The organism is Lacrimispora sp., from assembly GCF_036758025.1.
Lineage (GTDB): Bacteria > Bacillota > Clostridia > Lachnospirales > Lachnospiraceae > Lacrimispora.
The window spans coordinates 38065-60560 of sequence record NZ_DAIOXM010000015.1; the positions used below are offsets into that span (position 1 = coordinate 38065).

21 protein-coding genes are annotated in these 22496 nt (G+C 43.7%); 6 read left to right on the top strand and 15 right to left on the bottom strand.

Annotated elements, in window-relative coordinates; translation table 11 throughout:
- Positions 1–29: 29 nt before the first annotated feature.
- On the bottom strand, positions 30–1214 hold the full coding sequence (locus V7M78_RS13475; protein ID WP_333650365.1) for a MalY/PatB family protein: 1185 nt from the start codon (positions 1212–1214) through the stop codon (positions 30–32).
- On the bottom strand, positions 1207–2361 hold the full coding sequence (locus tag V7M78_RS13480; RefSeq protein ID WP_333650493.1) for a trans-sulfuration enzyme family protein: 1155 nt from the start codon (positions 2359–2361) through the stop codon (positions 1207–1209). Before V7M78_RS13480 ends, V7M78_RS13475 begins: the two co-directional genes overlap by 8 nt.
- 200 nt (positions 2362–2561) lie before the next feature.
- On the opposite strand from V7M78_RS13480, the gene V7M78_RS13485 reads away from it, so the two are divergent.
- Positions 2562–2993, top strand: a complete 432-nt coding sequence (locus tag V7M78_RS13485; protein WP_333650367.1) for an RrF2 family transcriptional regulator — start codon at positions 2562–2564, stop codon at positions 2991–2993.
- A gap of 3 nt (positions 2994–2996) precedes the next feature.
- Here V7M78_RS13485 and V7M78_RS13490 read toward each other — a convergent pair whose 3' ends face one another.
- Together V7M78_RS13490 and V7M78_RS13495 are read right to left on the bottom strand one after the other, a co-directional pair.
- On the bottom strand, positions 2997–3905 hold the full coding sequence (locus tag V7M78_RS13490; protein ID WP_333650369.1) for a LysR family transcriptional regulator: 909 nt from the start codon (positions 3903–3905) through the stop codon (positions 2997–2999).
- 83 nt (positions 3906–3988) lie between these two features.
- On the bottom strand, positions 3989–5296 hold the full coding sequence (locus tag V7M78_RS13495; RefSeq protein ID WP_333650371.1) for an O-acetylhomoserine aminocarboxypropyltransferase/cysteine synthase family protein: 1308 nt from the start codon (positions 5294–5296) through the stop codon (positions 3989–3991).
- Between the two features lie 215 nt (positions 5297–5511).
- Here V7M78_RS13495 and V7M78_RS13500 point away from each other — a divergent pair, with 215 nt between their 5' ends.
- Positions 5512–6144, top strand: a complete 633-nt coding sequence (locus V7M78_RS13500) for a superoxide dismutase (RefSeq protein ID WP_333650373.1) — start codon at positions 5512–5514, stop codon at positions 6142–6144.
- A gap of 18 nt (positions 6145–6162) precedes the next feature.
- Here V7M78_RS13500 and allE read toward each other — a convergent pair whose 3' ends face one another.
- Positions 6163–6954, bottom strand: a complete 792-nt coding sequence (allE, locus tag V7M78_RS13505; RefSeq protein ID WP_333650375.1) for a (S)-ureidoglycine aminohydrolase — start codon at positions 6952–6954, stop codon at positions 6163–6165.
- A gap of 107 nt (positions 6955–7061) precedes the next feature.
- On the opposite strand from allE, the gene V7M78_RS13510 reads away from it, so the two are divergent.
- Positions 7062–7334 (top strand): GNAT family N-acetyltransferase, encoded by a 273-nt coding sequence (locus tag V7M78_RS13510; protein WP_333650377.1) that lies wholly within the window; start codon positions 7062–7064, stop codon positions 7332–7334.
- A 150-nt stretch (positions 7335–7484) separates the two neighbouring features.
- On the opposite strand, the gene V7M78_RS13515 is transcribed toward V7M78_RS13510, so the two are convergent.
- The 5 genes from V7M78_RS13515 to V7M78_RS13535 all read right to left on the bottom strand — a co-directional run bounded on the left by V7M78_RS13515 (position 7485) and on the right by V7M78_RS13535 (position 15441).
- Positions 7485–8519 carry a branched-chain amino acid aminotransferase gene (locus V7M78_RS13515; RefSeq protein ID WP_333650379.1) on the bottom strand — a complete coding sequence of 345 codons (1035 nt, stop codon included), beginning with the start codon at positions 8517–8519 and terminating at the stop codon, positions 7485–7487.
- 246 nt (positions 8520–8765) lie between these two features.
- Positions 8766–10577: a bifunctional homocysteine S-methyltransferase/methylenetetrahydrofolate reductase gene (locus V7M78_RS13520; RefSeq protein ID WP_333650381.1), complete on the bottom strand. Its 1812-nt coding sequence runs from the start codon at positions 10575–10577 to the stop codon at positions 8766–8768.
- Between the two features lie 138 nt (positions 10578–10715).
- Positions 10716–11987: an O-acetylhomoserine aminocarboxypropyltransferase/cysteine synthase family protein gene (locus V7M78_RS13525; protein WP_333650383.1), complete on the bottom strand. Its 1272-nt coding sequence runs from the start codon at positions 11985–11987 to the stop codon at positions 10716–10718.
- Between the two features lie 266 nt (positions 11988–12253).
- Positions 12254–14389: a methyl-accepting chemotaxis protein gene (locus V7M78_RS13530; RefSeq protein WP_333650385.1), complete on the bottom strand. Its 2136-nt coding sequence runs from the start codon at positions 14387–14389 to the stop codon at positions 12254–12256.
- 755 nt (positions 14390–15144) lie between these two features.
- Positions 15145–15441: a hypothetical protein gene (locus tag V7M78_RS13535; protein WP_333650387.1), complete on the bottom strand. Its 297-nt coding sequence runs from the start codon at positions 15439–15441 to the stop codon at positions 15145–15147.
- A gap of 143 nt (positions 15442–15584) precedes the next feature.
- On the opposite strand from V7M78_RS13535, the gene V7M78_RS13540 reads away from it, so the two are divergent.
- A complete protein-coding gene (locus V7M78_RS13540) occupies positions 15585–16049 on the top strand; it encodes a TspO/MBR family protein (protein ID WP_333650389.1) in 465 nt (154 codons plus the stop codon).
- A gap of 259 nt (positions 16050–16308) precedes the next feature.
- Here the strand turns inward: V7M78_RS13540 and V7M78_RS13545 are convergent, their stop codons facing one another.
- A complete protein-coding gene (locus V7M78_RS13545; RefSeq protein WP_333650391.1) occupies positions 16309–16491 on the bottom strand; it encodes a hypothetical protein in 183 nt (60 codons plus the stop codon).
- An 83-nt stretch (positions 16492–16574) separates the two neighbouring features.
- Here V7M78_RS13545 and V7M78_RS13550 point away from each other — a divergent pair, with 83 nt between their 5' ends.
- Both V7M78_RS13550 and V7M78_RS13555 read left to right on the top strand, forming a co-directional pair.
- A complete protein-coding gene (locus V7M78_RS13550; protein WP_333650393.1) occupies positions 16575–16868 on the top strand; it encodes a hypothetical protein in 294 nt (97 codons plus the stop codon).
- Between the two features lie 151 nt (positions 16869–17019).
- Complete coding sequence (locus V7M78_RS13555; RefSeq protein WP_333650395.1) at positions 17020–17310, top strand: hypothetical protein; 291 nt, start codon at positions 17020–17022, stop codon at positions 17308–17310.
- Positions 17311–17764: 454 nt separating this feature from the next.
- On the opposite strand, the gene V7M78_RS13560 is transcribed toward V7M78_RS13555, so the two are convergent.
- The 4 genes from V7M78_RS13560 to V7M78_RS13575 all read right to left on the bottom strand — a co-directional run bounded on the left by V7M78_RS13560 (position 17765) and on the right by V7M78_RS13575 (position 22464).
- Complete coding sequence (locus V7M78_RS13560) at positions 17765–18775, bottom strand: GGGtGRT protein (protein ID WP_333650397.1); 1011 nt, start codon at positions 18773–18775, stop codon at positions 17765–17767.
- A 74-nt stretch (positions 18776–18849) separates the two neighbouring features.
- Positions 18850–19542 (bottom strand): iron-sulfur cluster assembly scaffold protein, encoded by a 693-nt coding sequence (locus tag V7M78_RS13565; protein WP_333650399.1) that lies wholly within the window; start codon positions 19540–19542, stop codon positions 18850–18852.
- 251 nt (positions 19543–19793) lie between these two features.
- Positions 19794–21035 (bottom strand): C40 family peptidase, encoded by a 1242-nt coding sequence (locus V7M78_RS13570; protein ID WP_333650401.1) that lies wholly within the window; start codon positions 21033–21035, stop codon positions 19794–19796.
- 58 nt (positions 21036–21093) lie between these two features.
- Entirely contained in the window at positions 21094–22464 is a 1371-nt protein-coding gene (locus V7M78_RS13575; RefSeq protein ID WP_333650403.1) for an MATE family efflux transporter, read from the bottom strand.
- Positions 22465–22496: the final 32 nt, after the last annotated feature.

Here is a 22496-nt window from a genome sequence, read left to right on the forward strand (position 1 = left end):
TGTGTCAATACTTTATTTATGAAAATCTTTTATGTTGCATTTACAGCTTGTTCCAGCCTCTGTAAAGCCAGTTCCAATGTAGACCGGGGGCAGGCAATATTGATCCGCTCAAATCCTTCTCCTACAGGCCCGAACATGGTACCGCTGTCCAGCCAAAGCCCTGCCTTGTTGACAATCAGGTCCTCTCTCTCCTCTTCTGTCAAGCCCAGTTCCCGAAAATCCAGCCAGATCAAATAGGTGCCTTCCGGCTCAATCAGCCTGACTTGGCTGATCTTTTCCTTTAAGTATTCCCTTACATAAGAAAGATTGGCTTTTAAATATTCCATAAGCTGATCATGCCATTCCTCCCCATACCGGTATGCAGCCTCGCAGGCAATAAGGCCTAAAGTATTTAACTGGCTGTAGCCGGAAGCGGACATCTGCTTGCGAAATCTGGCTCTCAGCTTGGGATTGGAAATAAAAATATTGGAAATCTGCAGTCCGGCCAGATTAAAGGTTTTGCTGGGAGCCGTACAGGTAACAGTCCTGTCCCTCAGTTCCTTGCTTATATCCGCAAAGACCTGGTGTTTTCCCTGAAGCACGAAGTCCTGATGTATTTCATCGCTGACAATAATAATGTCTTTTCGTATGCAGATTTCTCCCAGGCGCTCCAGATCCTCCCTGCTCCAAACCCTTCCCACCGGATTGTGGGGATTGCATAACAGAAACAGCTTTACACCGTACCCCTCTGCCTTCTTTTCAAAATCCTCAAAATCCATATGATACTTTCCATCCTCGCCTAAAACCAGGGAGCTGTCCACGATGACCCTGTCATTGTCCTTAATGACCTCGCTGAAAGGATAGTATACCGGCTGCTGAATCAGGACGGCGTCTCCAGGCTCTGTAAAAGCCTTCACCGCCATTGCCAGGGCAAACACCACTCCCGGAGTCTTGACCAGCCAGTTCCGTTCCACTGTCCAGCCATGCCTTTCCTCCATCCAGTCCTGAATCGCCTCAAAATACTGGTCCCCTGACTCGGTGTAGCCGAATATACCGTGGTCCACCCGCTGATGAATGGCTTCTAAAACCTTTTCTGATACCTTAAAGTCCATATCAGCCACCCAAAGGGGAAGAATATTCTCCGGCTTACCTCTTTGAACAGCAAAGTCATATTTAATACAGCTGGTATTCTTCCGGTCAATGATTTCGTCAAAATTATGATTTTCTTTACACATAAAACACACGCTCCAGTTCCTTTATAAGATCTTCTATATCCTCGATTCCCACGGAAAGCCGCAGGATCCGGTCAGTCACACCGTTTGCCGCCAGAACATCCTTTGGCACATCGGCATGGGTCTGGGTGATTGGGTAGGTGATCAGCGTCTCCACTCCTCCCAGGCTCTCCGCAAAGCGAATCAGCCGCACATCCTTTAAAATCCTATGGGCCAGTTCCTTTGTTTCCACTTCAAATGTCACCATACAGCCAAAGCCTCTGGCCTGCTTTTTGCAGATTTCATATCCCCTGCTTGACGGGATTCCCGGATAAAATACCTTTGTAACCTTCTTTTCCTGACAAAGCCACTCCACCAGCTTTCCTGCATTTTTCTCCGCCCGTTCCATGCGGATTCCAAGGGTTTTAATTCCCCTTAAAATCAGCCAGCTGTCAAAAGGAGCCAGACCGGAGCCTACCGTCTTAATAAGAAATCTCAGCCTCTCCGCGATTTCCGGGGAAGAAGTCACCAAAAATCCTGCAATGGTGTCGTTGTGGCCTCCCAGATATTTGGTTCCGCTGTGAACCACCACATCTGCTCCCAGCTTTAAAGGATTCTGGAAGTAAGGGGATAAAAAGGTGTTGTCCACAATGAGGAGTAAGTTGTTTTTCTTTGCAATCTCCGCCAGCTTTTCAATGTCTATGACATTCATCATAGGGTTGGTCGGGGTTTCGATAAAGATTGCCTTTGTATGCTCGCTGATCAGCTTTTCAAATTCCTCATGTCCCTGACGGGAACAGTCCACGGAACTGAAGGTAAGCCCGTTCTTTTGGCTGATATTGTCAAAGAGGCGAATGCTTCCTCCGTATAAATCACAGTCTGTAATGATGTGGTCTCCAGGGGAAAACAGCTCCATCAGCGCTGTAATGGCCGCCATGCCGCTGGAAAATGCCAGGGCATCCACGCCGTACTCCAAGGAGTTCACTACTTTTTCAAGCTGTTCCCTGGTAGGATTTTGCAGACGGCTGTAATCATAGCCTGTGCTCTCTCCGACTCCTTTATGGGCAAAGGTGGCTGACTGATAGATCGGGAAGCTGACCGCCCCCGAGCGATCCACCTGATTCTCCTCTCCATTGCCGTATAAACACCTTGTAGAAATTCCGTATTCCATATTCATTCACCGCTTTCTCATTTTTATCATGTTCCTTATAAGGATATCACCCCTAAGCCCTCTAAAGCTATTACTAAAAAACAATAGCCTGCTATAGCTTATTCCTATCAAAAAGAAATCCATTCACCAGTTGAATACCTACCCCTCCTGTGGTAAAATAGGTATTGATCTATAATTATGTCAGTTAAGGTGGTGCACTTATGAAAATATCAACCCGCGGCCGCTACTCTCTCCGGATGATGATCGATTTAGCCCAGCATTACAATCAGGATTTCATTGCGCTGAAGGACATTTCCGAGAGACAGGGCATTTCAAAAAAATATTTAGAGCAGATTGTTCCGTTCTTAAACCGCAGCGGCCTGCTCATCACCTACCGGGGCCATATGGGCGGCTACATGCTGTCCAAACAGCCTTCCCAGATTACCATTGCAGACATTCTCTTGAGCTCAGAGGGAAGCTTAAATCCTGTTGCCTGCATGGATAATGAGCCAAATGACTGTAACCGCAAAGCAGAATGCTTAACCCTTCCCATATGGGAGGGACTTTCTGAGGTCATCCTCAATTATTTAAGCGGCATTACTCTCCAGGACATTTTGGATAGCGGACCGGGCACTCCTGAATACTATATTTAGGAATCAGAGAACCCGCTCCTGGTATTTTTTCAATTCTTCTATATACTTTTCGCCAAGAATACTCAAGGGCATTTTCTTCTTTTTAATGTAGCCGATCCTCATTTTATCTTCGGTGTCCAGAGGAATTGCCCTGTATTTGTCTCCGTTTAAATCCTCGCAGATAATTCCGGAACAAAGGGTGTAGCCGTTTAATCCCACCATAAGGTTCAGCATAGTGGCTCTGTCGTTTGCCTTTATGATCTGCTTGTATTCATAGGTGCTGAACACCTCCTCTGCCAGGTAAAAGGAGCTGTGTGTCCCCTGGTCAAAAGACAGGCATGGATAGTTTTTTAGGTCTTCAAATCCAATCCGTTCCTTCCCCGCCAGGGGATTTCCTTCCCATAAGTACACGTAAATCCCGCACTGGAACAATTCGATAAATTCCAGTTCATTGTCGGAAAGTATTTTCCGGATGGCCTTCTGGTTGAAATCATCCAGATACAGGATGCCCAGCTCACTCTTCTGGTTTTTCACATTTTCCACTACTTCAAATGTCTTTGTTTCATGGACCGCAAACTCAAAAGTCTCCATTCCAAATTCCTTTGCCATCTGGATAAATGCCTGGACTGCAAAGGTGTAATGCTGGGTGGATACGCTGAATTTCTTCTTAAACTTTTCCCTTTTTACAAAACGCTCCTCCATCAGCCGGTACTGCTCCAGCATCTGCCTTGCATATCCTAAAAATTCTTCCCCTTCGGGAGTGATCACAATTCCCCTGTTGGAACGCAGAAATATCTGGAGGCCGATTTCCTCCTCCAGATCCCGGATGGTGCTGGATAAGCTGGGCTGGGTGATAAAGAGCCGGGAGGCCGCTTTGTTCATGGATTTTTCATTTGCAATGCATACGGCATAGCGAAGCTGCTGTAATGTCATGAATTCCTCCTTCCATGGGAAAACGGCTGCCATAACAACCATGGCAGCCATTTCTGATCCCGCAGTCAAATGGGTCGCCTTATTTACTGGGCGGCTTTAAATGCTTCGTCTAAATCTTCTATAATATCCGCAATGTTTTCCGTTCCTATGGAAAGGCGGATGGTGTTGGGCTTGATTCCTGAGCCTGCCAGCTCTTCCTCTGTCATCTGGGAATGAGTGGTGGAGGCCGGATGAATAACCAGGGACTTCACATCTGCAACGTTAGCCAAAAGAGAAAACAGCTCCAACTGGTCAATAAAGTCTTTTGCCTTCCTGGCATCTCCCTTGATCTCAAAGGTGAAGATGGAGCCGCCGCCTGATGGGAAGTATTTCTTATATAATGCCTGCTGTTCCGGGTCCTGGGAAACAGAAGGATGGTGCACTGTGTCAACCTGGGGATGATTTTTCAAATACTCCACTACCTTTAATGCATTTTCCACATGGCGCTCCACACGCAGGGACAGAGTTTCCAAGCCCTGAAGGAAGGTAAATGCATGGAAAGGCGATAAGGTTGCTCCCGTATCACGAAGGAGAAGGGCACGGATCTTTGTCACAAATGCTGCCGGTCCTGCTGCCTTTGTAAAGCTGACTCCATGGTAACTGGGATTAGGCTCTGTAAGGCCCGGGAATTTTCCGGAAGCCTCCCAGTCAAATTTGCCGCTTTCCACGATCACACCGCCGATGGTAGTGCCGTGGCCTCCGATAAACTTGGTGGCAGAATGTACCACAATGTCCGCTCCGTACTCAATAGGTCTTATGAGATAAGGAGTTCCAAAGGTATTATCTATAATTACCGGAATTTTATGCCCATGGGCAATTCCTGCGATCTTTTCAATATCAACCACATCGGAATTAGGGTTTCCAAGAGTTTCAATGAAGACCAGCTTTGTGTTTTCCTGAATGGCATGTTCCAGCTCTTCATAGTTAAAAGGATCTACAAAAGTGGTAGTCACGCCATACTCCGGAAGGGTGTGCTCCAGTAAATTGTAGGTTCCGCCGTAAATATTTTTAGCAGCTACCACATGGTCTCCGTTTTTTGTGATGTTCTGGATGGCATATGTAACTGCCGCTGCGCCGGAAGCAACTGCAAGAGCTGCTGAACCGCCTTCTAAAGCTGCCATTCTTTGCTCAAAAACACCCTGGGTTGGGTTGGTCAGTCTTCCGTAAATATTTCCTGCATCTGTCAGATTAAATCTGGCTGCTGCGTGGTCACAGTTATGGAATACGTAGGAAGCACTCTGGTAAATGGGAACTGCCCTTGCATCTGTAACCGGGTCTGCCTGCTCCTGTCCTACGTGGAGCTGTAATGTTTCAAACTTAAAATTTCTTTCTGTTCTTGCCTTCTTAGCCATATTTATATCCTCCTGTTTTTCTGGGTTTTGTTTGTTTCACATCTGTTTGATTTGTATTATATCCTATTTTAAAAGGAGGTGTTAATATCTATAATCAGGAACTGGATATAGGCAAAACCTATAACTAACCTATAGAGTACTTTCCCGGCTTATCCATCATATATTTTTCCCGGCTGAATATACATATACAAATAATAGAAACGGGAACGCAATCTATGAATGAACATTATCCATTTGTGAATCCCCCTCTTCCATACGCCTATGACGCGCTGGAGCCTTATATTGATACCCAGACCATGTACATTCACCATGACAGGCAATTACAAAGATATGTGGCAAACCTAAATGCCATCTTAAGCGGTTATCCGGAGCTTCAGAACCTGTCTTTAGAAGAGCTTCTGAGAGATCCTGCAAGCCTGCCTGATGCAGTCCGGCAGGGAATTATCAATTACGGTGGCGGCGTTTATAATCACCTGATTTATTTTTACGGCATGACCCCCTCTGAAACCCGTACCGAGGCTCAGGCCTTGTATCCAGCCATTATACGGGACTTTGGATCGGTGGAACGGTTTTTTGACGAATTCAAGGCTTATGCCCTGGCCGTCTTTGGCTCCGGGTATGCCTGGCTGGTGGTGGAACCGGATGGCAGACTGAGAATCGTCATGACAGCCAATCAGGACACTCCCATTACCAACGGCCTTTGTGTTGTGGCAGGAATTGATGTCTGGGAACACGCCTATTTCTTAAAGCGGTTTACTGACAGGGCTGCCTACATAGAAGACTGGTTCCATGTAGTAAGCTGGCAGGTGGCAAATGACCGTTATATAAACTGTATCAACGGGGGATGAAACACCGCATTCCCCGTTTTACAAATCAATATCCCGGTTGCAATCCTTGGAATAAATGTATGCAAACTCCTCATCCCGTCCTACGCCGTAAGCCGCCTGGGGACAGTAGGCTCCCATAAAAAGATAATCTCCTTTTTTGACCGGTATCCAATCATTGTCCAGCACATACATCCCTTCACCGGAGTAGATATAGGCTCCATGCTCCTGGACATGGGTTTCGATGTAGCCGTGGCAGGCTCCCGGTTTAAAGGACAGGATGTGGAAATTCATATCAAAGCCTAAGTCTTTGGCAGAGGGAAGGAAATCCTTTACCATCACATCCTCCATGCCTTCGTAGGCAATTCCCGGAACACTGTTGATGTTTCCCATAACGGTATGTGCCTCATACCCTGTGATTCTCTGGTATTTTCTTTTATAGAGAAATCCTTTTGCAGGCTTATCTCCTGTATTTTCAAAAAAGAGCTTTGTGCCTTCCGGACAGAAGATATAGCCTCCGTCCTCAAGCACTGCTTCTTCCTCCTGATTCCAAACCTTTACATTTCCTTCAAACAAGTAAAAGAATATCTCCTCTCCCGGCTGTCCAAAGCCTTCATGATGATACCCTCCCGGCTCTATTCCAACCAGATAGTCCACAAAGGAAGCTCCCAGTTTGGGAGAAGACAGAATGGTTATCTGGCAGCCTTCAAAGCCCGGAATGGTGTTCTTTACCAGACCGTCGGGCTCAATAACCGCATAATTTCCCCTTTTTATAACGGAACGGGTGTTCAATAAATCTTTTCGGTAGCCGGTAACTCCATTTAAATAGCTCATATTCTGACTCTCCTTTTATCTGTTTGATCTTGTCTTTGATCCCCTCCTTGATACTCTATAGAATAAATGATATAATCCATTTATTACAAAGACAGGAGGTAATCATAATGGACTTCACTTATAATCCAAACCAAATCGCTCTCTATGATTCCAATCATACTCTGCTGGCCGAAGTCACTTTCCCCGATACGGACCAGAATACTGTTAATATCAATCACACCTTTGTAGACGATTCTCTCAGAGGACAAGGTATTGCAGGGCAGCTTTTAGAGGCCGCCGCAAAGCAGCTCCGTTCCCAGGGAAAGAAAGCTGTTCCTACCTGCTCCTATGCTGTGGCATGGTTTGAAAAACACCCGGAATATGGGGATCTGCTGAAATAATTTCTGGCGGCTGTTTATTTCTATCTGATTCATAGTATACTTTATATTTTCCTAACTATCAATAATTTGATTTTGAACAGCCTGATTTGACCACAGGATTTATGCTATTTTAAAAGAGGAGCCGTTTTAAAGCGGCTCCTCTTGCTTGTGCTATTCTTTATCAACAATTCTGCGAATCCAGCCTTCCGGTGCTTCCACTGTTCCCAATTGGATTCCGGTTAAAAGATCATATAATTGCTGAATCACCGGTCCCATTTTTTCCATTCCGCTTGCAAAACAGATTTCCTTCCCATGATCCACTACTTTTCCTACGGGAGAAATAACTGCTGCCGTACCGCACAAACCGCATTCTGCAAAATCCTGAAGTTCCGATAAGAGCACCGGACGCTCAGTTACTTTCAGTCCTAAGTAGTGTTCGGCAACATACAGCATGGACCTTCTTGTAATGGATGGCAGTATGGTATTGGATTTCGGTGTTACAATCTCTTTGTCTTTGGTGACAAACAGGAAGTTGGCGCCCCCTGTTTCTTCCACATAGGTACGGGTAATGGGGTCTAAAAACATGTTTTCATCATAGCCTGCATTGTGAGCTGTTACATATGCATGCAAACTCATGGCATAGTTCAAACCGGCTTTTAAATGGCCTGTCCCATGAGGTGCCGCCCTGTCATAGTCACTGACGCATAAGGTCAATGGCCTGACCCCTCCCTTAAAATATGGGCCAACAGGGGTGCATATTATGCGAAACTGATATTCGTCAGAGGGTTTCACTCCGATAACCGGCCCGGTGGCAAACATATACGGCCTTAAGTAAAGAGAAGCACCTGTGCCATAAGGAGGAACCCAGGCTGTATTGGCTTTCACTACCTGATCCACTGCTTCTAAAAACCGTTCTTTCGGAAACGGGGGCATTTCCATTCCCCTTGCAGAATCCATCATACGCTCTGCATTTAAATCCGGGCGGAATGTAACGATGCTTCCGTCTTTAGCTGTATATGCTTTCAGCCCTTCAAAGATTTCCTGACAATACTGTAAAATGCCTGCACATTCATTCAATACAACATTGGCATCCGAGGTCAGCGTTCCCTCGTCCCAGCTTCCGCCCTTGTACTGTGACACATAACGCTTATCTGTTTTCCTGTACCCAAAACCAATATTTTCCCAGTCTAAATTTTTCTTTTCCATATAATAGCTCCTTAAAATATGAAATTCATGAAAGCACGGCAGCGCCAGTGCTGCCGTGCTTTCATTTACTATACCACTCTAATTATAATTACTCAACTGATTTACAATATTATCTGCTGCCTGCCGGACATATGCAGGGTACAGACGGCAACTTCTTTTCAATCTCAGCCTCCGTCTGCTCCCTTGGCCACTGGCAAATGCTTTGCAGGCTGGGTAAGACCGACCTTTTTTTAGCCTGTCTCTGTATCAAGCACCACTAGAATCACTGCTCTCCCTGGAAACAATCTGCGGCAGGAGGTACACACGGTTAAAGGGAAAAGTAAAATAATAGCCGTCAGCAAAATCCTCCATCATGGCAATTACTTCTTTTGCTAATGCTACTCCTACTGCCTCACCTTCTTCTTTTGTCCCATGTTCAGGATAACGGTTAACGATTTCCTCTGTCACATTAACACCGGCTATTTCATTTTTCATGAACAATGCATTTTTTCTGTTGACCAAAGGCATAATGCCGCAGAAAATAGTTGCACCGGTTTTTTCTTTCATATAACGCAGCCGCTTCACATCCTCCTCAGTAAAAACAGGCTGGGTCAGAAAAAACTCTGCTCCGGCTTCCATTTTCTTCTTTACACGTTCAATTTCCACTTCAAGGTTTCTGCGTCCCTGATTAATGGCCCCGCCATAACTCAAGGGCTGCTCTGCAAAGATTTCCTCATTCATTTCCCTGACAATTTTCATAAGTCCTACGGAATCAAAATTAAATACAGCCTTTACAGTCTGACGGGTTGCAGAGGGAAGGGGATCTCCCGTTATAATCAGCATATTGTTAATATCATTGATCCTGGCTCCCATAAACAGGGACCTTATAGCCACTGCATTCTTATCCCGGCAGCATATATGAGGCATAACTTCCAGCCCTGTTGCTCTTCGCACCTTCTCAGACATCAGAACAGAATCCACTCTTGTTCTTCCGGAAGGGGAATCCGGAAATGTGAGTACATCTACGTCAGCATTCTTTAAGATATGTGCAGCTTCTAACAGTTTTTCATCATCTGCATTAAAGGGCGGAGCCAATTCCACCGCAATAAACTTCTTTTTCTTCCTCTCCCCGTTTTCATCATAGAGGAAACCTTTTCGAATCATCTTTTTCTGTTTTTGCTGCTTTTCCTCCGGAGAAAGCTTCACCTTTTTGACAGCAGTGTCCCTGTCTTCAGACATCTCTTTTATAAAACCCGGATTGGTTCCGCAGCAACCGCCCACAATATCTACTCCAAGAACGGTCAGATTCTTCATCTTCTCAGCAAAATAGGAGGGTGTATTACCAAATTGTAATTGATTTCTGGATAAGGTTGGATATCCGGCGTTGGGGAGTGCCATTATATATAAATTTTCCGGAAGCTCCAGCCGCTCCATGATTGTATACATGTGTCCCGGTCCCACACCGCAGTTCAAACCAGCCCCATCAATACAATTTACCTTTGATGCATCTGAGAGCAGACGCTTTGCTCCCAAACCAGAAGCACTGTAACCAAACTGATTCACGGAAAAGGAAACCATGATGAACATTTCATATTCCTCTTTTATTTTCCGAATCGCAGGCAAAATATGCTCCATATCAGGAAATGTTTCAAAATTTAAAATTGAAACTCCATTTTCTGCAAATACCTTTGCAATGCCATAATATTCCTGTTCCAATTCTTCAAAATCCACACCTTCGTCTATAGGGATAGGGCCGATATCTCCGGCAATAAATACGTCATCCCTTATATCAGAATTCTGTCTTACAGCCTCCTGTGCCAGCTTGACAGATTCTTTGATATTGGTCTCCACATCCACCCAGCTTTTTTGTAAAACAACCGTATTAGATGCAAATGTGTTAGTCCGTATCAGTGTGGCACCTGCCTTAAGGTACTCCCCGTGAATTTCCCTGACTCTGTCCCCGTGTGCAGTATTTGCAAACTCCGGCATTTCCTGGGTCTGGTATTTCTCCGCATAATACGTTCCAAAGGCTCCATCTGCAATAATATTATACTTTTTTAGATATTCCTGTATTTTCATTTTTAACTCCATTCATGATATAAAAACAGCCAGAAACTGAATGACGGATTTTTCTGTATCAGTTCCTGGCTTTGCTTATTCCATATGACTGCATATATGAATTTCAAACAGATTCTTTCGAAAAATTACGATCAATATTTATATATTTTCAATACTTGAAAGAGCATGATCCAAATCTTCAAGAATATCATCGATATTCTCCAGCCCCACAGATAACCGTACCATTCCGCTGGATATACCGGCGGCAACCAGCTGCTCGTCTGTAAGCTGCCTGTGAGTCTCACTGGCCGGATGAAGAACGCAGGTCCGTATATCTGCCACATGAACCTCGTTAGAGGCCAACTGCAGAGAATCCATAAACTTTATGGCGTTTTCCTTTCCGCCTTTAATAATAAATGAAATAACTCCGCTGCAGCCTTTTAAATACTTTTTTGCAAGGTCATAATCTTCATTGCTTTCCAGACCTGGGTACTTTACAGATTCAACCTTATCAGACTTCTCCAGGTAACGTGCAGCTTTTAATGCATTCTGGCAGTATCGTTCCATTCTGACTGCTAAAGTCTCCAGGCCCAGGTTCAGTAAAAAGGCGGAATGAGCCGCAGGATATGCGCCGAAATCTCTCATAAGCTGCATCCTGGCTTTTATAATATATGCCTTTTCTCCATATGTTTCCGTATAAGAAATTCCATGATAGGTCTCATCCGGTTCGGTCAATTCCGGGAACTTTCCGTTTGTCCAGTCAAATTTGCCGCTGTCAACAATTACACCTCCGACCTGAACCGCATGTCCATCCATGTATTTTGAAGTAGAATGAATGATAATATCAGCCCCGTATTCAAAAGGCTTGCACAAAATCGGGGTTGCAAACGTATTATCCACAATAAGAGGAACATTATGCTCATGGGCTATACGGGCAAACCGCTCGATGTCTAAAACCGTCAGAGCAGGGTTTGCAATGGTTTCCCCAAATACTGCCTTTGTATTTTCCCGGAATGCTTTGCCAATTTCTTCGTCAGAATCATGTTTATTAACAAAAATACACTCAATCCCAAGTTTCTTCAAGGTAGAGGAAAATAAATTCGTTGTGCCTCCATAGATTTCCGGAGTACTGATGATACTGTCTCCGGCATTGCATATATTCAATATTGCAAGCATTGTGGCAGCTTGTCCTGAAGTCGTACACATTGCCCCCACACCGCCTTCCAGTGCGGCGATTTTATCTTCCACCGCCATTACTGTAGGATTTGCAAAACGGGAGTAGATCAGGGATCTTGTAGGATCGTCAAATACTGCTGCAACTTCTTCTGTGGAATCATAAACATAAGTCGTGCTCTGTACAATCGGCACAACACGGGGCTCTGAGTTTTTAGGATGATAACCTGCATGCAGGCACTTTGTTTCGTCTTTCATAATGTCCTCCTATGAATGTATACTATTCTATAACCAAACTTTATTTTATTATATTAAAAGAGAGGTTAATATTCAACCTAAAATATTTATCGGCAAAATTATTTAAAAAACCAGAGATTGAATGAGAAATTCTCCCATATCAATCTCTGGTTTTTTCATTTCCTGGACCTGTATATATCAAATCCAGATAAATCATTTTATAAATTACGTTTTTTATCTATTCCCAATAAAATATGCAACTGAAATATCAGTAATTGCCAAAAAAATTAATACTTCCCTGAATCCCAAGAACTCGCCTCAGAATCATCAGAATTAAATGAAGAATCAAAAGCAGCATCCGAAACATCCGGTTCAAACTCATCTTCTTCCCATTCAGGCAATGCTTCCTCTTCCTTCAACTTAAACTTATTTACTTCCTGCTGCAATGCCTGGGCCTGTGCAGCCAGCTCTTGGCTGGAAGCAGAGCTTTCCTCGGCAGTAGCCGCATTGGTCTGTACAACAGCTGATACCTGGAACAGTCCCTGATTGATCTGCTCAATGGCCTGAGCCTGATCAGTGGAAGCCACTTCGATCTTTTGGATAGCCTGATCTGCCAATCTGGCCTCTGCCGCTATATTCTCAAGTATCTGGGTAGTTTCCCTGGCAATGTTTTCTCCCCTTAACACCATCTCGGTAGAATGCTGGATCAGCTCAGCCGTCTCCTTGGCTGCCTCAGAGGACTTGGCCGCAAGATTGCGAACTTCATCAGAAACAACAGCAAAGCCTTTTCCCGCCTCTCCGGCCCGGGCCGCTTCAATAGCTGCATTTAAAGCCAGAATATTAGTCTGGAAGGCAATGTCTTCGATGACCTTGGTAATGGAAGTGATTCTCTCAGAAGCTGCGGCTATATCTCCCATGGCTGCATTTAAGTCGTTCATTCGCTCGTTGCTTTTTACAATTCCTTCGTCAACATGGGAAACGTAGCCCGTAGCCTTGCGTACGTTGTCCGCATTTTCTCCCGCCTGACGGGCCACTTCGGTGATGGAGGCATTAAGCTGCTCCACTGTGGAGGCCTGCTCTGCCGCACCGGAAGCAAGGGACTGGGAAGCACTGGAAATCTGATCAGAACCGGAGGCAACCTGATTGGAAGCATCCTTAATCACTCCGAATACAGAGTTTAAATTATTCACAATCTGGTTTAATGAATTTTTAACGGCAATAAAATCGCCGGAATACTCCTGTCTCGTTTCTACTTCACAATTTCCTTCCTCCAAGTTAGACAGAATATAGGAAATTTCTTCGATTATGGTCTTCAAAAAATCCACTGTTGTGGTAAAGGATTTAGACAAAACTCCTATCTCATCAGCAGTGTTGACCTGAGGCACCTCTGTATGCAGATCTCCTTCTGCAAGCGCTTCAATTCTGCCCACCAAAGATACAATCGGCTCCACTATAGGTTTGGAAATCCTCACTGAAATAGCAATAGAAAGAACAATAAAGCAAAGAGTCATTACGGCTGTGATGGCAATAGAAATATAAAATCCGCCTAACATCTCAGTCGTTCTTGCTGTAACCCCGATAGCCCAGCCATTGGTATTGGGAATAGGTGTATAGCTAACAACATGCTTCACGCCGTTGATAGGGACATTGTCTGTGCCGGTCTTGCCGGATATCATTTTCTGGACCATAACAGCCAGTTCAGAATAAGAGGAATCCTCCTTGGCCTTTTCAATGTAGTTTAACTGAGACACTACAACGGTATGGCTTTCATGGGCAATAATCTTTCCATCCTTATCCGTGATAAATCCATAACCGGATTTTCCAACTGATACTGTGTCAATCATTTTAGTAAATACTTCAGCATCCAAAACAGCATAAACGATCTGCCTCTCCCCGCCTCTGGTAATAGGCGCAGAAATCATCAAAACGACTCTGCCGATGGTAGGACTGATCATTGTAGAAGATATGTAGGTATTTCCTTCCATGGCTTCCTGAAAAAAATCATTCTGACTCACATCCTGTCCAACGGAAGACCGTCCTGTAGCATCAGCAATATCCACCTCAATGAAACCGTACTTTTTGCAATATTCAGCAAAAGCCTCGTTGCGCTTCCCTTCGGAAACATTCCTGTTGGTTACTACTGGATCCTGAGAAATGGTATAGATCCGGCTCCTGTATATTTCAAGAGCATTTTCAATAGAAGAACAGTAGGCGGCTGCATTCTCATTCAGCCGGGTATTCATGTTGCTCAAAGCCTCGCGGTATGAAATGACAGCACTGGCAATTCCGCAAAGAACGGTTATGGCTACTGACAAACCGATCACACTGGCTAAAAGCCTTTTCTTAATTGATGGTGAACCGGAAAGTTTTTTCTTTAACCTTCTTCCTTTCTTCTTGGGCACTGTTTTTTTCTCGTCGCTCATTCTCTTTTCCTCCACTTTTGCATACATAATTTTAGTTACACAGATGTTTTTTCTGCCGCCTGATGACAAACAGAATTATTTTGTCACATTTTGACGCAGAATTCCTTAATAATACCATTTTTGTAAATAACTGTCAATAAAATAGAAATTGTAACAAGAATTTTAAATAAATTTGTAACAGAAACTTCAATAAAAAACCCGTACCAGCCAAAAGTCGGTACGGGCATAAAATTTCTTAATTTATAAAGTTTGTTTAAAACTTGCCTGCACAGACTTGCCTGCCTAAAAATTTGTGCAGGGTAGGCAAGAAAGTTATTACATCCTTGTAATAAGGAAGAGATTCGATGCGTATTTTACTCCAATAGCCCCGGATACTATAAAGCTTTGTTCTGATCTGGTGCCAATGTTGCCATCTTTTTCTCCTTGTCCAGACAAATACTAATTCTGTAAACAATCTTAATGATTAACCTACTATTATTTTAAATCATTTATAATATAATTTAGTTAAAAACAAAGTGAGGTGTTCCATGTTAAGAAATCTGCCAATTTACTTTATACAATTTTTACCATCGCTTATTTATATATCTGAAGTTTTAAAATTCATTGCCTGTATTCTGGTAATTTTATGCTGCATCAAATATTTAAAGAAATAATGATCCCCTCCGACCCCGGCGCTGCCAGTAATGCCGGAAGGTTATGTACAGCTTGTATTGTTTACCCCTGGGGCGAAATTTCATGTTTTCGCCCCATAATTGTTAACTCATACCAAAAATCTTTTCTAAAAGATCTTCTGCACGATCCAAACGATCATCAAGAGAATCAAGTATGCGGTCGATATTTTTGTATTCCTCCCGTGTGATTTTTCCTATACGATAATCAGACTTTACTTGACTTTCCAAAAAATCGATTACGTCTTCCAATTGATCTATTTCCCTAAGAAGTGCTAAATATTGATTATATTGCTCTTGTCTTGTTCCGGCTGGTCTTGTGTATCTAATAAGATTTACCAGATTCTCAACCAATAAAATTATTTCATTTAAATCATAATCCATAATAAGCACCTCTAAAATTTCAGATAGTTTCTATCTCATTATATGACCCTAAAATAAATGTTGTGTTGCAAATACTTGCATAAATGATCATATTTTTTAATGTAATTCTATATATTATCGTAAATACTCGTGGAGCGTATTATATGAAAATCCAAAACAAAAGTGCCTTAATAATTTCAATACTCATTCCACTGGCTGTCGGCTCTCTATCCGCACTTATTAGTGGGAACATGTCAATGTATTCTACACTAAACAAGCCATCTTTTAGCCCTCCTTCCTATATTTTTTCCATTATATGGACAGTGCTTTATATTTTGATGGGAATATCGGCATACATAATTTTTGTGTCAGGAAACACAAATTCAGCTAAAGCTCTGAAAATTTATGGATTACAATTATTTTTCAACTTTTGCTGGAGCATTATTTTCTTTGGATTTTCTCAATATTTACTTGCTTTTTTATGGCTGATAGCGTTAATCATTCTAATTATTATAATGATCCAACAGTTTTATAAAATAAGTCCCATTGCTGCGTACCTGCAAATTCCATATCTTTTATGGTGTATTTTAGCTGCATATCTAAATTATACAATTTATAAGTTAAATTAAATATCAATCACTCTCCTTTGCTGTTTCACGGGCAGCTCCGATTCTTCACTAAATACTAATTGTTACTGCTGGTTCCAGGGACTCCATGCAGACCCGTTGTAACTTCCAGCGTTGAGTTTTCCGTTACTTGGTTTTCTCTTTGTGTTTGGCCCCATACCTTCCAGAATGGAATTGTGAGCCACCATCAGGCTCACTTCCTTTCTTGTTTGTGTATAACTAGGCTGTAACAATTTGCAGTTTCGTGTCGTATTTTCAGATATTAACACCTAATCCACAATTGTTTCCACATTACTGTGGATAAGTGTCGTTTTGAGTAAAAGAAAACAGACATCGGATAGGTGGTATACTCCCCCATCAGACCCTCATGGCTCCCGGTCACAATGCCGTACTGCCTTACAGGGTATATCCGGACAGTGACTTTCTTTTTATCTTCCAGTTTCATATCGCTTCCTCCCTCCTTTTTCCTTTTACTTCCTATTGTTTTTCGAACATATGTTTGTTATAATCCGTATTGAGGTGATGAAAATGTCGGCTAACTTAACCAAATCCCGCCGAAACGAATACATCGATTTATCCTTTATGCGTACAGTGCCGGTGATCGCCAGTTTTAACATCCGGGGCGATTGTGTTCCCCTTTATTTTCGATACATTTTTTCTGACGGAACGTATACTGATATTGCTATTGACCGCATTGCGGATATAGATAAACGCTTCCGCCAGACCACCTATATTTGTGACGTTACAATAAACGATGTGCACAAAAAGGTGACGCTTACTCATTTTCGGGATGACGGGATGTGGTCGCTTAAAACTAATTAAATATCAGTTTAATGGTTGGTGCAGGGTTGGATTCCTTCTTTGGTGCTGCGTGGCATTCTTTTTAATTTATTTGACATATATTTTTACATTTCTCATATAATTAATTTGAAGGCTCATTCCAGAACTAACTATAGACGAAAGGGGACGTTCCATGAAAAACGCTAATCATTTTTCTGACCTATCTCTTCCTGATCAGGATACTTTGATCGATCACATTATTTTTAACTATAAGATGATTCCAAGTATTAATTATCAACAGACTGCTTATGGTCTGAAAGCACGCTTCAACCACTTAACGGGGGTTGATATGGGGTACCAAATCACTTCACAATGCTTCATGGAAGCCATGGCCAAAGCAGGTTATAAAGTGATTCCGGCTAAAAAAGACGTTATACCTAATTGGCATTTTAATGTTGGCAGGGTTCAATTTATGACCCATTGACTTATCTCATTTTGCATTCCAATTCTGAGTTACTGGTTTAAATTTCCTTTAGCTTACTTCCCCATTTTTTATTTGCTGTTTATTACCATAATATTTTTATCAATTATGCTCATAATAATATTGTGTTCATCAAAAAACACATCATTATAGACGGAGGTGCCAAGCTATGGATAGCAATGCGGAAATAACAATAGGTTGTTAATGAAGTATTGTTGACTGCTTAAACCAAGGTCAGAAAAATGCCCTCATACTAATCTTGAGGGCATTTTTCTTTATAGCCCGTTCAACCTTGATATTTCCATGGCGTCCTGACAAGGGGCGTTATTTTTATACCCCAAAAAATGGCAGGCAAGTGTCAATTTCTGTACTTATGAACACGAAAAAGGAGCCGCCCGAAGGCGAACTCCTCTTCCTCAAAAAACATCATTTTTCCCTGTAAAATCAAGGTTTTTCCTTAAAACTTACCCGCAGAAGCACATTCTTCAATGCTTACCGCAACAGCAACAGTAGCTCCAACCATAGGATTGTTACCCATACCGATCAGACCCATCATTTCCACATGAGCCGGAACAGAAGAAGAACCTGCAAACTGAGCATCAGAGTGCATACGTCCCATGGTATCTGTCATACCGTAGGAAGCCGGGCCTGCTGCCATGTTATCCGGGTGAAGGGTACGTCCTGTACCGCCGCCGGAAGCCACGGAAAAATACTTCTTTCCGTTTTCCATACATTCCTTCTTATAGGTTCCTGCTACCGGATGCTGGAATCTGGTTGGGTTGGTGGAGTTTCCTGTGATGGAAACGTCAACGCCTTCCTTAGCCATAATAGCAACGCCTTCTGTTACGTCATTGGCTCCATAGCAGTTAACCTTTGCTCTCAATCCCTGTGAATAGGATTTTCTCCAAAGCTCTTTTACTTCGCCTGTATAATAATCCATCTCTGTTTCCACATATGTAAATCCGTTGATTCTGGAAATGATCTGAGCTGCATCCTTTCCTAAACCGTTTAAGATAACTCTTAAAGGATTCTGGCGAACCTTGTTTGCCTTCTCGGCAATACCGATGGCACCCTCTGCTGCTGCAAAGGACTCATGTCCTGCCAGGAAACAGAAACATTCTGTTTCTTCTTCCAGAAGCATCTTTCCTAAGTTTCCATGTCCCAAACCTACCTTACGCTGGTCGGCAACAGAACCTGGAATACAGAAAGCCTGAAGGCCCTCGCCGATGGCTGCTGCTGCATCTGCTGCTTTTCTGCAATCCTTCTTGATCGCAATGGCAGCACCTGCAATGTAAGCCCAGCAAGCATTTTCAAAACAGATGGGCTGGATCTTCTTAACCTGCTCGTACACATCCAGACCTGCATCCTTTGTAATCTTTTCAGCTTCTTCGATAGAAGCAATACCGTAGCTATTTAATACAGAATTGATTTTGTCAATTCTTCTCTCATATGATTCAAATAATGCCATTATCTTGTCCTCCTTATTATTGGCCAAATGTCTTCACTGTGAGAACCGGATTCCAACAAACGTTTCTCACCCGATTATTCATGTCTTGGGTCAATGATCTTAGCAGCTTCCGCAACGCGGCCATACTGCCCTTTTGCCTTTTCCCAAGCTGTATTCGGGTCGTCGCCCTTCTTAATGAAGTCAGTCATCTTGCCAAGGCTTACGAACTGATAACCAATGATCTGGTCTTCCTCATCCAGTGCGATTCCGGTTACATAACCTTCAGCCATCTCTAAGTAACGAGGACCTTTCTTTAAAGTTCCATACATGGTACCAACCTGTGAACGAAGTCCTTTTCCCAAGTCTTCCAGTCCCGCACCGACAGGAAGTCCGTCTTCAGAAAATGCACTCTGAGTTCTGCCATACGCGATCTGTAAGAATAATTCTCTCATAGCTGTATTGATGGCATCACAAACAAGGTCTGTATTCAACGCCTCTAAAACAGTCAGGCCCGGAAGAATCTCTGATGCCATAGCAGCAGAATGAGTCATTCCTGAACATCCGATTGTCTCTACCAGCGCCTCCTGAATAATTCCTTCTTTTACATTCAGGGTCAGCTTACATGCACCCTGCTGGGGAGCACACCAGCCAACACCGTGTGTTAAACCGGAGATATCTTTAACTTCTCTTGATTTTACCCATTTTGCTTCTTCCGGGATTGGAGCCGCGCCGTGATGAACGCCCTGTGCCACTACGCACATCTCTTCTACTTCCTGTGAATAAATCATGTTAAAACTCCTTTCAAATAAGTAATAATTGTGAAAAGTATTTTGTTAAATAAATCACATCATACCTTTTCATATTTTCTCATATTATGCCAAATTCCGCAAGTCTTTTTTCCTCCCTCCCGACTGTTGAACGTTACGATTCAGCCATGCCATACATAATTTGGCAGATTTCCTCTGCTATCTGAATTTAGGCGAATTGGCCGAAAAAAAGGAAAGCAGGAAATCTCCTGCCTTCCATATTTTAATACGCTTTATACAATTCTTCTGACTGAAAGGATGGTACGGTAAGTTGCCGTTCCCACCTTGATTCCTGTGGCCGGAGTGCTGGCGTGGACGATCTGGCCGTTTCCGATATAGATTCCCACGTGGCCTGCATAACAGATAATATCTCCCGGCTGTGCTTCAGAATAGGAAACCTCCCGCCCTGCAGAACGCTGTTCCGAGGAGCTTCTTGGAATAGAATAACCAAAATTCCGGTAAACCGACTGGATAAATCCGGAGCAATCCGCTCCCTTGGTCAGGCTTGTCCCGCCGAATACATAGGGATTTCCAACGAACTGAAGTCCGTAGTCTGCAATTGCACGGCCTGATGCCGTTCCGCCGCTGCTCTTTGCAGCAGTAGGGCCGGTGTATGTATTATTGGCAGAAGTAGACCGTTTGGATGGAGAAGACGCTTTCTTTCTGGCCTCTTCCTCGGCTTTCTTCCTGGCCTCTTCAGCAGCCTTTCTTCTGGCTTCCTCTTCCTTGGACTTGCGGATCTCTTCATTCTTCTTTGCCACCGTCTGAGCATAAACGGCTGCATCCTGCTTGGCCTTTGCAAGCTGGCTGTCAAAATTGGAAACTTCTTTCTTTTTTGTGGCAATCAGGTTTTCAAGCTTTCCCTGCTGGTCCTTGTACTCCAGCTCCATGACTTCCATCTCAGCCTTGTCCTCTTCTAAGTCAGACTTGTAGTCAGCCACCTTCTGCTTTGTCTCCTGAAAAGCCACCAGCATCTTCCGATCGTATGAATAGATTCCTTCCACATACTCGGCTTTGTTAAGAAGGTCAGACATGTCCTTTACGTGAAGGAAAATATCCAGATATTCCGTATCTCCCTTTTCGTACATGTACTGAATTCTCTTTTTCATGGAAGAATACTGCTTTTCTTCCTCTTTCTTAGCTGCATCATAATCAATTTCAGCCTGCTTGATGTCAGCTTCCTTACTGGCCATATCGGCCTCCAGAACTTTCATGTCCGATAACAGAGCGGTTAAATCAGAGGACAGCTTGGACACCTGATTCTGAGCAGCACTCTTTCCGCTTTCCGCTTCCTTGGCCTTTTGGTTGGCCTCATTCAGCTTTTTCTGCGCTTCCTGTTTCTCTTTTTCCGCTTTTGCCGTGGCCCAGGCAGGTACGGATTGGCTGCAGACCATGGCGCCTATAAGCAGACCGCAGACCAGCCTTTTTAAGGCAGCAGCATTCTTTTCATAACTAATCTGTACTTTTCGTTTCATCGTCTGTTCCTTTTAGAGTATTTTCTACCTTATATGTTACTTAAAACAGAGGTAAAATTCAAGTCTTATTTAGAAATTTTAGATTTTTTTTAGAAAGGTCCTTTGCCACCCAAAGAAAACAGAGGAAAAATAAGACCCCTTTTACGACACTGGAAATGGTAAAAGCCCACCATATTCCATTGAGCCCAAGGCTTGTTCTGCCCAGAACCATTGCAAGAGGAATTCTGGCAGAGGTAAATACAACGCTGATTACCGAGCAAAGAAGGGTTCTCCCCAGGCCGGACAGCGCTCCCACAGTGGTCAGCTCCACACACATAAACATCTGGGAAATGCCTATGATTACCAGATAGTCCACACCCAGGGCGATAACATCAGCCTCATGGATGAATAATCCGAAGATTGGTCCCGGCAGCCCCATTAACAAAGCCGAACAAAGGAGTCCCCATACAAGTATGACGCCGGCCGCAGTAAAATATCCTTTTTTCACCCTTCCCAACCGTCCTGCTCCAAAATTCTGACCGCTGAAGGAATTAATGGCAGCACCGAACCCCTCGGCTGTCATCCAGGAAATGGATTCAATCTGGCCTCCTACCCTCTGGACTGCTACAGCCTTGTCTCCGAATTCGGCTACAAAACGGGTCAGGACCATGGAAATACTGGTATAAATCAGATTTTGTATGGAAGCCGGAAATCCGATTTGAATGATGGCTTTCATATGACCTCTGGAAACCTTGTGAAATATCTTTACTTTATGAAAAAGCAGCTGATCTTTTTTCATGAAAAAAAAGAATACCATGGTTACAACAGCCTGAGCCATGACCGTGGCAGCCGCTGCCCCAAACACCCCTGTCCCTTTGACCGGGCCGAAGCCGAAAATAAGGAGAGGGTCCAGAATCATATTTAAAACCAGACCTATCAGATTTGCCATCAGAGGCGTTTTGCTGTCTCCCATTGCCGTCATGATTCCGGTAATAATGGAATTTAAAAATGGGAACAGAGTCAGGCCGCAGGTAACTCTTAAATAAATTTCTGCATCCCGGACTGTGGCTGTTTCACTCAACCCAAAAAATCCAATCAGGGGCTTGGCTGCCAGTAATGTCACTGCCCCATAGATCAGGGCAAATAAAATCCCCATTTGAAGGGAACCGGAAGCGTACTCTGCCGCTTCTTCTGTCTTCTGGCTTCCCAGAGCCTGGGCCACCTTTACCTGCCCGCCCATTTTGGCCAGGGCAACTACACCCTGAGACAGCCAGACGTACATGCCTCCTGCACCTACTGCGGTCACTGCCTGAGAGCCCACCAGGCCGATCCAGGCCATATCTGTCAGATTGTAGGCCATCTGGACCATGGCCGTTGCCATAATCGGCAGAGCCAGACTGGTCAGAGAGGTAAAAATACGTCCGTTCAATAAATCCACATTTTTGCTCATAAGCAGCTATACTCCGTCTAAAAGGGCCGCCG